Raw genomic sequence first — 12,348 nt, forward strand, 5'->3', positions numbered from 1 at the left:
TGTTAGCAAACGTTTCTTGTGAGCCCAGGCCCGTAGGCCAGGGTCTCGTCATCAGGGCTTTGCGTTAGCAGCCAGGTGTTCCAAGGCAGACTCCAGGGCCAGGCGATAACCCGTGGCACCCAGGCCGCAAATCACCCCTACGGCGACATCAGAGAAGTAGGAGTGATGGCGAAAAGGTTCGCGTTTGTGCACGTTGGACAGATGCACTTCGATGAATGGGATGCTCACCGCCAGCAACGCGTCACGTAATGCGACACTTGTATGTGTGAAAGCCGCCGGATTGATCAGGATGAAGTCCACGCCTTCACCGCGCGCAGCATGGATGCGGTCGATCAATTCGTACTCGGCATTGCTTTGCAGGTACTGCAGGTGATGGCCGGCGGCGCGGGCGCGCTGCTCCAGGTCCTGGTTGATCTGGGCCAGGGTCACGGCGCCATAGACGCCCGGTTCGCGGGTGCCGAGCAGGTTCAGGTTGGGGCCGTGCAGCACCAGTAGCGTTGCCATCTGTGGTTCCTTTTTATCGTTAGGAAACTTTGCGCGGCGACTATGCCGTAAACCGGCGGGCACTGTCCAGTTACCGGCAATAGCCAGCACGATGACCGATATTCACGCTAAATATGTGACTACTTTATTAATTTCGGTCATTGATTTTGGCTTTTTAGCGGCCAGAGGAAGTTATAGACCCAGATTGGCGCGAATGCGCGTCAGATGCTCGGCAAATTCGCCGGCGTTTATCTCGCCAACCACACGATCAGCACTCATTTCGCTGCCGTTCGCAGCAAAGAACAGCAGCGCGGGCGGGCCGAACAGCTGGTAACGGTCGAGCAGGGCGCGCTGTTCGGCGTTGCTTTCGCTGATATCGAAGCGCAGCAGCTTGTACTCCTTGAACTGCGCTTGCACCGCCGGGGCATTGAGCACTTCATGCTCGATCACCTTGCAACTGATGCACCAGTCGGCGTACCAGTCCAACAGCACCGGCTGGCCGGCAGCCTTGGCGGCGGCCAGGGCGCTGTCCAGCGCCGCCGGGGTGGTGAGGGTCTGCCAGTCGCTGGCGCTGCTGGCCTGGACGCTTGCGCCGGTGCTGGCAATGCCTGCCTGAGGCAACGGGCGCAGCGGGTCGGTCTGGCCGCTCAAGGCGCCGTACCAGCAGGCCAGGGCATAGAACAGCAGGGCCAGGCCGAACAACTGCGCCAGGCGCTGGCGGGTGGTTTTCAGGGTGAACTCCAGGGCGCCGAGGAACACCGCGGTGCCAGCGGCCAGCAGGCCGACCAGCAACAGCGTGACCTGGCCCGGCAGCACGCGGCTGAGCAGGCCGATGGCCAGGCCCAGCAACAGCACGCCGATTGCGTTTTTCACCGTCACCAGCCACGGCCCGCTCTTTGGCAGCCAGGCTGCGCCGCCGGTCGCGATCACTAGCAGTGGCGCGCCCATGCCCAAGCCCAGGGCGAACAGTTTCAGCGCACCGCCCAGGGCATCACCGCTGGCGCTGATGTACAGCAGCGCGCCGGCCAGTGGCGCTGACACGCACGGCGACACCAGCAGGCTGGAGAACACTCCGAGGATCGCCGCGCCGATCAGCGAACCGCCCTTGGTCTGGCCCACCAGGCGCTCCAGGCGGCTGCTGATGGCATGGGGCAGTTTCAGCTCGAACAGGCCGAACATGGCCAGGGCGAACAGCACGAAGAACAGCGCAAACGGCACCAGCACCCAGACCGACTGCAGGCGCGCCTGCAGGTTAAGGCCGGCGCCGAACAGGCCCATCAGCGCCCCCAGCAGGGCGAAGCAGGCGGCCATCGGCAGCACGTAGGCCAGCGACAGGGCAAACCCGCGCCAACCGCTGGCCTGGCCGCGCAATACCACCCCGGAGAGGATCGGTAGCATCGGCAGCACACAGGGCGTGAAGGTCAGGCCGACGCCGGCGAGAAAGAACAGCAGCAGGCTTTGCCAGTCCCACCCGGCTTTGCCGACGGCCGCAGCGCCTGGCAAAGCGCTGCTCGCAGTGCCATCGACACTCAGGCGCGCGGTTTCCGGCGGGTAGCACAGACCCTTGTCGGCACAGCCCTGGTAGCCGACCAGCAGGGTGAAGGGGCGCTGTTCGTTGGCCGGGCGGGGGATTTCGATGTCGAGGATGCCGTGGTAGACCTCGACGTCGCCGAAGAATTCGTCGTGCTTGGCTTCACCGGGCGGGATCTGTGCCGTACCCAGGGCGATGTCGGCAGGTTCGCTGCGGAACTGGAAGCGGTGGCGGTACAGGTAGTAGCCATCGGCGGCGACGAAGCGCAGCTTCAGGCTTTGCCCTTCATCCTGCACCAGGCTCAGCTTGAAGGCTTCGTGCACCGGCAGGAAATCGGCGCTGTTGTTCAGCGACGCCGCGCCCAGGGTGGCGCTGGGGCGATTGTCGAGCAGGCCGGCACCGGCGGCGGGCAAGGCCAGGAGCAGAAACAGGAGGCAAAGCAGGCGGCGCATGGCGGTCTCGCAGTACAAAAGTGCCTGCATGATAGCGGACTGCGCCGTTACGTGCAGTTACGCGGCGCCTGCATCGCTGGCAAGGCCAGCTCCCACAGGGCCGGTGGATGCAGATCTACTGTGGGAGCCGGCTTTGCCGGCGATGGTGGCGCCACCGTCTTGGATCAGAGCCGAAACGCCCGCACCGCCGTGTTCAACTCCCCCCCAAGCCGGAGCAATTGCTCACCCTGCTCACGGCCCTCGCCAATACGCTGCAGGTTGTCCTCCCCGAGGCCATGAATCCGTTCGCTGTGATCGCGAATCTCGCTCACCGCGCCACTTTGCTGGGCCGTGACATCGGCAATCCGTACCGCGGTGGCGGAGATGGTCTGGATCGCCGCGACAATTTCATCCAGCGCGCCATCTGCCGCCTGGGCCTGATCGGCGGTGATTTGGGCATGTTCGAGCTGGGCGCGCATGCCTTGCACCGAGTCGCGTGCCGCCTGTTGCAAGCGGCCGATCAAGGTCTGGATCTCGCCAGTGGCACCGGTGGTGCGCTGCGCCAGTGAGCGCACCTCTTCGGCGACCACGGCAAAACCACGGCCCATTTCCCCGGCCCGCGCCGCTTCGATCGCCGCATTGAGGGCCAGCAGGTTGGTCTGCTCGGCAATCGAGCGGATGACCGTCAGCACGCTGCCGATGGTTGCCGACTCCTGCGCCAGTTGTTCGATCATCTGTGCGTTGCCCTGCACCTCATCGACCAGTGCTCGCAGCCCGGTCAGGCTTTGGCCGATCACCGCCTGGCCCTGCTCCACGGCGCGCCCGGCGTCATGACTGGCGTCGGCGGCCTGGCTGGCATCGCCGGCCACCTGCAGGATGGTTGCTTCCAGTTCCCCCAGGGCATCACGGATTTGCGCGGTATCGCCGGCCTGGCGTTCGGCGCCATCGTGCAGGGCGCTGCTCATGCCGGCCAGGGCGTGGCTGCTGCCGGCGACTTGTTCAGCGTTATGGCGAATGGTGCCGACCAGCTCCACCAAGTAGGCGCGCAGGCGATTGAGCGAGTCCTGGATGTCATGCATCTCGCGGTTGCTCCGCCCCAGGGCAATGGCCTGGCCGAAGTCACCCTCGGCCCAGCGCGACAGCGCCGGCGCCAGGTTGGTCAGCACCCGTGCCAGGCGCCGCTGCAGGGTGTCGATGAGCAGGGCGATGAGCAGGATCAGGCCGATCATCAGGCCCTGGATCACCCGCACTTCGCCCTGGATGGCGGCATGTTGGCTGCGCACGCCGGGTTCGAGCTCGGCGATGGCCTGCTGAACGGCGGCGATGCGCTCGAAGGTACTGTTCGCCAGGGCGCTGCGCTGCTGGATCTGTTCGCGGGTACGCTGCAGTTCGCCCGGGTAGCGCTTGATCAGGCTGTTGAGCTCGCGCTTGAGCGCCACGCCACGGTCTTCGGCCTCGGTGCTGGCCTGGGTTTCCAGGCCCATCAGCGCGGCAAAGTCATCGGCGCTGGATTCGCGGGCGGCGGTTACGCCCAGCAGCGGCAACTGCTCAAGTACCTGGGCCTGAGCGGCGATCTGCTGCAGTTCGCGCTCGACTTCATCTGCCAGTTCGCTCCGGCCGCTGCTGACCAGCTTGTCGCGGGCCAGGGACAGCCGTGACAGGTGCAGGGAGGCGTTGAACAGCGCCGGTGCATAACGCCCGGCATCGCTACGGGTACTGCTCTGGGCATAATTGGCCAGTTGTTCGAGGCTGGCGCCCAGCTCGCGTTCGGCCTGGAGCAGCAGGGCCTGGGGATCGCCGGCCAGCTTGCCGGCACCGAGCAGTTCGTTGGCGGTGAAGCGCTGCAGGTTGTCCAGGCTCGGGCGCAGCCGGGCTGCAAGCGCGGCTGGCAATTGTTCGAGTTCGGCCTGCAGGGCGGCGGTGGCTTGCACCGCCGTGGCATGGCGCAGGGCGTCGCCGCTGCTCAGGTAGTCCTGGATGTTGCGTGCGGCCTGGTTCTGGAATTGCTGCGACAGCGACAGGTAGCGCTCCATTAATAAGTAGGGGCGCTCCAGGGCGCGCTGCGACCACCACAGGGTCGCGCCCAGGGCGATGCACACGGTAACCAGCAACAGGGTATTGAAATTGGTAAGCAGCTTCAGGCGCATGTCCGGGTCTACCAACGGCCGAATGGTAAGCGCCTGAAGTTATTGCGTTTTTATGACCGGGTTATGACGAGACGGGCGGTTTTGCGAAAAAAACTGGCACTTTGCCTTTATGCTTCCACCCGTTGTACGCAGTTGCGTCCGGCGCCTTTGGCGCGGTACAGCGCCTCATCGGCGGCGGTGGCCATGCTCAGGGCATCCAGACCTTCGCTCAACTGTACAACGCCGGCGCTGAAGGTGCAGGACAGGTCGCGAGGTTGGGCGGGGTAATGGATCTCGGCGAAGCGCCGGCGAATCTCATCGAGCACTTTGTGCGCGGCACCCAGGTCGGTGTTGGGCATGACGATGGCGAACTCTTCTCCGCCGTAACGGCCGATGAAGTCGGTCTTGCGCAGGCGCTGCTTGAGGAACAGCGCCAGGCTCTTGATCACCCGGTCACCCATGGGGTGGCCATGGCTGTCGTTGACCTTCTTGAAGTGATCGATATCGAGCATGGCGAAGCTCAGCGGCTGTTCTTCGCGGCGTGCGCGGAAGCTGCAGTCTTCCAGCAGTTGCAGGATATGGGTGTGGTTGTACAGCCCGGTCAGGCTGTCGCGCACCATCCGTGCCTTGAGGTTGCGCGCACGGGCGGCGCGGTTGCGCACGGTGGTGATCAGGTGTCGCGAGCGGATCGGTTTGGTTAAAAAATCATCACCACCCTCGCTCATGGCGTCGAGCTGTTTATCCAGATCGTCTTCGGCCGACAGGTAGATGATCGGCACACTGACATAACGGTCGTTGTGGCGGATCACCTTGGCCAGTTCCGTGCCGGTGCAGGCCGGCATGTACATGTCGAGGATGATCAGGTCGGGCTGGAAGTCGGCAAGCTCGGCCATGGTCTGGATCGGGTCGATCAAGGTGCGGGTGACGATCCCGGCGCTGTTGAGCAGGCGCTCGGTGTGCAGGGCCTGGGCCCGCGAGTCGTCGATGATCAGCACCTTGAAGGGTTCGTACTGGGTGACGCTGGTCAGCAGCTCGACTTTCTCCAGCAGGCTCGAGGCTTCCAGGGTGCCGGTGAGAAATTCCTGACCGCCGGCGCGTACGGCGGCCAGGCGCGTCGGGGTGTCGGTCTCGTGCAGGCTGAAAAACAGCAACGGTAACCGCTGTTCCAGGCCTTGCTGGGCCTGGGCCGCCAGTTGCAGGCCGACACCGGGGCCGGTGAAGTCGACGTCCATGACGATCGCCGAAGGCAGCCGTTCGCTCATGGTCGCCTGGAATGCGGCTGCGCTGTACAAGGCCTGTACACCCAAGCCGAAGAATTCCAGCTGTTGGGCCAGGCGCTCAGCGCGGTCGTGGTCCTGGAGCATGATGTACACCGGCTTGCGCAAGGGGGGCAGCGGCACTTGCTCAAGCTGGTCACCCTGGCGCAGGCCGGTGCGCGACAGACGCTGCATCAGCCGGTTGAGTTCGCTGATCAGTTGGCTGCTCAGGCGCGCACTGTTGGCCTCGACCGCCTCCAGGGTATGGCCGATGGCTTCGGCCAACTGGCTGTGCTCGGGCTGCTCGAAGCGCTCGGCATAGCGTTGCAGGCGCAGGTTGGCCTCGCACAGCTCACCCAGGTCGCCAGTGGACCACTCGCTGCGCTGCAGGCGCTGCCAGATTTCGAGGATTTGCCGGGCCTGATGAATGACCCGCTGGGCAAAGTGTTGCTTGAGGCGCTCACGATTGGGGTCTTCTGGCTCGGTCATGTCCTGACTACTTATAAGGGTGAGGCTGAGGTCGAGTGATGGCTCTATGCTAGCACCACTTTCCCGGCAATCGAGTGCCTTGTATCAATAAACTGTACAAGTCCGTTTATTCATTTGCTGACCCAATAGTCGCTTATGCGAACCGCCGTGCTTGATTTATAGTGCAGCGATACTTGCCGACCCCGGCAGGTGGCGCGCGGCACAAAACGCCATCGCGCTGGCACGAAGCCCGGGGGTTGCGGTCGAACCCCTTGAACCGACGTGACTGAAAGGACAACGCCATGCTGGACTGGAAAAACCGTACAGGCAAAGCCGAGGCGCGTGAGCGGGTCGAGCCGCGCACCGCCGCCACCCGCAGCTATTTCGGCGGGTTGCTGTTCAGCCGCGCCCTGGGCTCGCTGATCGGCCTGTACCTGCTGGTGTGCGTGGGCCTGGGCTGGTACTGGAGCGCCGAACCCGACTTGTTCCCGGTACAGCAGAACGCCCAGGCGGCCGCCGAAAAAACCGGCAAGCAGATGGTCGTCGGCTACACCACCATCGAGACGCTCAAGACCGTGGCCGGCACCTTGCTCAACAAGCCCGGCGGCTACATTTCCAACGACCGCTTCCCGCCAGGCCTGTGGATGGACAACATGCCCAGCTGGGAATACGGCGTGCTGGTCCAGGTACGTGACCTGAGCCGTGCCCTGCGCAAGGACTTTGCCCGCTCGCAGTCGCAGTCCACCGAAGATGCGGACCTGGCCAAGGCCGAGCCGCGCTTCAACTTCGACAACAAGAGCTGGATCCTGCCGTCGAGCGAATCCGAGTTCCAGGAAGGCATCAACTCCCTGACCCGCTACCAGAACCGCCTGGCCTCGCCGGACCAGCAGGGCGCGCTGTTCTACACCCGTGCCGACAACCTCAACAACTGGCTGGGCGACGTCGCCACCCGCCTGGGCTCGCTGTCGCAGCGGCTGTCGGCGAGCGTTGGCCGGGTCAAGCTCAACAGCACCCTGAAGACTGAATCGGTGGTGCCGGGCCAGGTGCCGCAGGTTGACGAGGAAGTGGTCGAAACCCCATGGCTGCAGATCGACAACGTGTTCTACGAAGCCCGCGGCCAGGCCTGGGCGCTGTCGCACCTGCTGCGCGCCATCGAGGTCGACTTCGCCGACGTGCTGGCGAAGAAGAATGCCACGGTCAGCGTGCGGCAGATCATCCGTGAGCTGGAAGCCTCGCAGGAACCGCTGTGGAGCCCGATGGTGCTCAACGGCAGCGGTTTTGGCATGTGGGCCAACCATTCGCTGGTGATGGCCAACTACATCTCGCGGGCCAACGCTGCGGTGATCGACCTGCGTCAACTGCTGACCCAGGGCTGAACCGGTGTCGATCTCCAAGCAGGAGGCGGCGCACCGCGCCGCCTCCGACCGCGAACGTATCGCCTGGGTCGACGAAAACGACCGGTTGCTCGGCGCCTTGCCCCGCGCCGAGCTACGTGAACGCGGCCTGATCGGGCGCGGTACCTACATCCTGCTGTTCAACTCCGTTGGTGAGCTGTGCGTGCACCGGCGCACCGAGAGCAAGGCGATCTACCCGGGTTACTGGGATGTCGCCGCCGGTGGCATGGTCCAGGCCGACGAAAGCTTTGCCGAGTCGGCGGCCCGCGAGCTTGAAGAAGAGCTCGGGGTGGCCGGGGTCGAGCTCACGGCCCACGAATGCTTTTTCTTTGACCAGCCTGGCAACCGGCTCTGGTGCGCGGTGTTTTCGGCGGTCTGGGACGGGCCTTTGCGCCTGCAGCCGGAAGAGGTCAGCGAAGCGCGTTTCATCCCCGTCGAACAGGCCCTGGCCGACAGTCGGCAGCAGCCATATTGCCCCGATTCGCTGGCTGCTTTGCAGCGCTATATCGACCGTCAAGCCTGACGTCGCGATTCACATGCAAAATGGCGCAGTTTTGTACTTAGCATTCGCGACATTTATCGTTACACTGCGCGGCCTTTTAAGGCTGCCGCACGCTTCATGCGGCAGTTGCGCTGCCCCTGCCAGAGTGGGGCTTCGCGGTCGGTACCCCGCCAGGGGCGTCGACCAGTTTTTATCCTCACCGTAGAGGATCAAAAGTGGCCAAGAAAGCCGCATCATTCGCCGCCCTGGGTGGCCTGGTGTTCTCCACTGATGCAGGCCGGCATTGCCCGGACTGCAGCAAACCCATAGATGCCTGCATCTGCAAACAGACGCTCATCCCCGAAGGCGATGGCATTGCTCGCGTGCGCCGCGAAAGCAAGGGCCGTGGCGGCAAGACGGTGACGACCATCAGCGGCGTGCCGCTGCCCCTGGAACAGCTCAAGGATCTGGCCAGCACGCTCAAGCGCCGCTGCGGAACCGGCGGCGCGTTGAAAGACGGGGTCATCGAAATCCAGGGCGATCATGTCGAGCTGTTGTTGGCCGAGCTGATCAAACAGGGCTTCAAAGCGAAAAAGTCCGGCGGCTGAAGACTGCATCGCGATTTTTTGCAGTTCGCTTTCTAAACTCGTTCCCGTAGGAAGGGTCTATCCCTGAACACGGATAATCGTCACTTTCAGGTTTTACACTGCGCCCGCCCCATGCAGGCCGGTGTTTTTCGACTTTCTATATAGGGGACTTCAATGTCCGTACGACGCACACGCAAAGACGATGGCAGCCAATGGACAGTTGCGGACAGCCGCAGTGTTTACGGCATTCGCCATTGGGGGGCCGGTTACTTCGCAATCAACGAGGCCGGGCGCGTCGAAGTCCGCCCGAACGGGCCAGGCAGTGCGCCGATCGACCTGTTCGAGCAGGTTGACGAGCTGCGCAAGAGTGGCCTTTCGCTGCCGCTGCTGGTCCGTTTCCCGGACATCCTCCAGGACCGCGTGCGCCAGCTGACTGGCGCTTTTGACGCCAACATCGCGCGCCTGGAATACCAGAGCCAGTACACCGCGCTGTACCCGATCAAGGTCAACCAGCAGGAAGCGGTGGTCGAGAACATCATCGCCACCCAGAACGTGTCCATTGGCCTGGAAGCCGGCTCCAAGCCCGAGCTGCTGGCGGTGCTGGCGCTGGCGCCGAAAGGCGGCACCATCGTCTGCAACGGTTACAAGGACCGCGAGTTCATCCGCCTGGCGCTGATGGGGCAGAAACTTGGCCACAACGTCTTCATCGTCATCGAAAAAGAGTCGGAAGTGGCCCTGGTGATCGAGGAAGCCGCCGAGCTCAAGGTCAAGCCGCAGATCGGCCTGCGCGTGCGCCTGTCGTCGCTGGCCTCGAGCAAGTGGGCCGATACCGGTGGCGAGAAGTCCAAGTTCGGCCTCTCGGCCGCGCAACTGATCTCGGTAGTGCAGCGCTTTCGCGATGCCGGCCTGGACCAGGGCATCCGCCTGCTGCATTTCCACATGGGCTCGCAGATCGCCAACCTGGCCGACTACCAGCATGGTTTCAAGGAAGCCATCCGTTATTACGGCGAGCTGCGCGCACTGAACCTGCCGGTCGATCACATCGACGTCGGCGGCGGCCTGGGCGTGGACTACGACGGCACCCACTCGCGCAACGCCAGCTCGATCAACTACGACATGGATGACTACGCCGGTGTCGTGGTCGGCATGCTCAAGGAGTTCTGCGATGCCCAGGGCCTGCCGCATCCGCACATCTTCTCGGAAAGCGGCCGCTCGCTGACCGCGCACCACGCCATGCTGGTGGTGCAGGTGACCGATGTCGAAAAACACAACGACGAAGTGCCGCTGATCGAGAACAAGGAAAACCTGCCCGAGACCGTACAGTGGCTGGTCGACCTGCTCGGCCCGACCGATATCGAGATGGTCACCGAGACCTACTGGCGCGCCACCCACTACATGAGCGACGTGGCGGCCCAGTACGCCGACGGCAAGATCACCCTGGCCGAGAAAGCCCTGGCCGAGCAATGCTACTTTGCCGTTTGCCGGCGCCTGCACAACTCGCTCAAGGCCCGTCAGCGCTCGCATCGCCAGGTGCTGGACGAGCTCAACGACAAGCTGGCCGACAAGTACATCTGCAACTTCTCGGTATTCCAGAGCCTGCCGGACACCTGGGCGATCGGCCAGGTCCTGCCGATCCTGCCGCTGCATCGCCTGGACGAAGAGCCGCTGCGCCGCGCCGTGCTGCAGGACCTGACCTGCGACTCGGATGGCAAGATCAACCAGTACGTCGACGAGCAGAGCATCGAGACCAGCCTGCCGGTGCACGGGATCAACGAGGGAGAGGACTACCTGTTGGGTATCTTCCTGGTCGGTGCCTACCAGGAAATCCTTGGTGACATGCACAACCTGTTCGGTGACACCGACTCGGTGAACATTTACCAGAACCCGAACGGCAGCGTGTACCACGCCGGTATCGAGACCCACGACACCATCGAAGACATGCTGCGTTACGTGCACCTGTCGCCGGAGGAGTTGATGACCCACTACCGCGACAAGTGTGCCAGCGCCAAGATCACTGCCCGTGAGAAGACCCAGTTCCTCGACGCGTTGCGTCTGGGGCTGACCCGCTCGTCTTACCTGTCGAGCTGATCAGTGGTGCGGGTCGCGTGCAGTCGCTGGCTGCGCGTCGACCCCATCGCCGGCAAGTCCGGCTCCCACAGGTGCAGTGCCGCACTCTTGTGGGAGCTGGCCTTGCCAGCGATGGGCTGCGCAGCAGACCCAGAAACTACCGCACAAACCACCCATCCCGCCGCTGCAACCGCCAGCCCATCACCCCCAGCGTCACCCCGCGCAAGGCCATGAACAGCAGAAACCCCAACCACAAGCCGTGGTTGCCCAGGTCGCGGGCGACATAGGCGACCGGCAGGGCGATGAGTACGCTGAGCAGCATGCCGTTGCGCATCTCCCGCGCCCGCGTGGCGCCGATGAACAAACCATCAAGCAGATAGCTCCACACCGCAATCAACGGCAGCAGTGCCAGGTACGGCAGGTACTGGTAGGCGGTTTCGCGTACGTTGGCGATGTCGGTCTGCATGTTGATGAACAGATGCCCTGCCAGCAGGAACAACACGGCAAAGCCGCAACTGGCCAGCAACGACCAGCCGCAGGCGACGGTCAATGAACGTCGTAGCGCCTGGCGATCACCCGCGCCAATGGCATGCCCGCACAGCGCTTCGACCGCATGGGCCAGGCCATCGAGGGCATAGGCGGTGAGCAACAGGCCATTGAGCAGCAGGGCGTTGGCCGCCACCGTCGCTTCACCCAGGCGTGCACCTTGTACGGTGATCAGGAAGAACACCGCCTGCAGCGCCAGGCTGCGGATGAAGATGTCGCGGTTGACGCTGAGCAGCGGCCGCCAGCTTTGCCAGCGCGCCAGCAACGCCCAGGCGATTTTCCCGGGGTAGGCGCGCAGGGCCGGGCGGGTCAGGGCCAGGCCGAGCAGGGCGGCGCTCCACTCGGCAATCACCGAGGCGCGGGCCGAACCGATCACGCCCCACTCCAGGCCGAGCACGAACCACAGGTTGAGGGCGATGTTGAACAGGTTGGTGGTCAGCAGGATGGCCAGCGGCGCCCTGGCGTTCTGGGTGCCGAGGAACCAGCCGACCAGGGCGAAGCTGGCCAGCGCCGCCGGCAGGCCCAGCAGGCGGGTCTGGAAGAAGTCGTGGGTCGATTGCTCCAGCGCCGCCGTGGGCTGCATCAGTTGCAGGGCCAAGTGGCTGAACGGCAGGGCCAGCACGCCCAGCAGCAGGGCAAACAACAGCGCCAGCAACAGGCCCTGCAGCAACACCTGGCGCAACGCCGCACCGTCGGCACGGCCCGCCGCCTGGGCGGCGAATCCGGTCGAGCCCATGCGCAGAAAGCCCATGACCCAGGCCAGGAAAGTGTACAGGCTGGCGCCCACCGCCACCGCACCCAATTGATGGGCATGGGGCAGGTGGCCGATCACGGCGGTGTCGACCAGGGCCACCAATGGTACGGAAATATTCGAAAGGATCATCGGCGCGGCCAGCGCCCAGACCTTGATATGGGTCGGGCGGTCGCGCCAGTCGGTCAGCAAACGGGACATGGAGGCTCCTGGCAAGCCGGCATTGT

Annotated in this window: 9 protein-coding genes; 4 read left to right on the forward strand and 5 right to left on the reverse strand. The window is 64.1% G+C overall.

Features of this window, described 5'->3' with window-relative positions:
• Positions 1–51 precede the first annotated feature (51 nt).
• The 4 genes from aroQ to BV82_RS03615 form a co-directional block, all read right to left on the reverse strand.
• Positions 52–504, reverse strand: coding sequence for a type II 3-dehydroquinate dehydratase (gene aroQ, locus BV82_RS03600; RefSeq protein ID WP_010221695.1), 453 nt, complete (start codon positions 502–504; stop codon positions 52–54).
• A 171-nt stretch (positions 505–675) separates the two neighbouring features.
• A complete protein-coding gene (locus BV82_RS03605; RefSeq protein WP_036995596.1) occupies positions 676–2,466 on the reverse strand; it encodes a protein-disulfide reductase DsbD in 1,791 nt (596 codons plus the stop codon).
• A gap of 164 nt (positions 2,467–2,630) precedes the next feature.
• A complete protein-coding gene (locus tag BV82_RS03610; RefSeq protein WP_036995560.1) occupies positions 2,631–4,592 on the reverse strand; it encodes a methyl-accepting chemotaxis protein in 1,962 nt (653 codons plus the stop codon).
• Between the two features lie 107 nt (positions 4,593–4,699).
• Positions 4,700–6,316, reverse strand: coding sequence for a response regulator (locus BV82_RS03615; RefSeq protein WP_010221698.1), 1,617 nt, complete (start codon positions 6,314–6,316; stop codon positions 4,700–4,702).
• A 281-nt stretch (positions 6,317–6,597) separates the two neighbouring features.
• On the opposite strand from BV82_RS03615, the gene BV82_RS03620 reads away from it, so the two are divergent.
• The 4 genes from BV82_RS03620 (at position 6,598) to speA (ending at position 10,845) form a co-directional block, all read left to right on the forward strand.
• A complete protein-coding gene (locus tag BV82_RS03620) occupies positions 6,598–7,671 on the forward strand; it encodes a DUF2333 family protein (protein WP_010221699.1) in 1,074 nt (357 codons plus the stop codon).
• 4 nt (positions 7,672–7,675) lie between these two features.
• A complete protein-coding gene (locus tag BV82_RS03625) occupies positions 7,676–8,212 on the forward strand; it encodes an NUDIX hydrolase (protein ID WP_010221700.1) in 537 nt (178 codons plus the stop codon).
• A 194-nt stretch (positions 8,213–8,406) separates the two neighbouring features.
• Entirely contained in the window at positions 8,407–8,778 is a 372-nt protein-coding gene (locus tag BV82_RS03630; RefSeq protein ID WP_010221702.1) for a translation initiation factor Sui1, read from the forward strand.
• Between the two features lie 153 nt (positions 8,779–8,931).
• Positions 8,932–10,845, forward strand: coding sequence for an arginine decarboxylase (gene speA, locus BV82_RS03635; RefSeq protein ID WP_010221703.1), 1,914 nt, complete (start codon positions 8,932–8,934; stop codon positions 10,843–10,845).
• Positions 10,846–10,981: 136 nt separating this feature from the next.
• Here the strand turns inward: speA and BV82_RS03640 are convergent, their stop codons facing one another.
• Complete coding sequence (locus BV82_RS03640; RefSeq protein WP_036995561.1) at positions 10,982–12,322, reverse strand: MATE family efflux transporter; 1,341 nt, start codon at positions 12,320–12,322, stop codon at positions 10,982–10,984.
• Positions 12,323–12,348: the final 26 nt, after the last annotated feature.

The organism is Pseudomonas donghuensis (genome assembly GCF_000696345.2).
GTDB lineage: Bacteria > Pseudomonadota > Gammaproteobacteria > Pseudomonadales > Pseudomonadaceae > Aquipseudomonas > Aquipseudomonas donghuensis.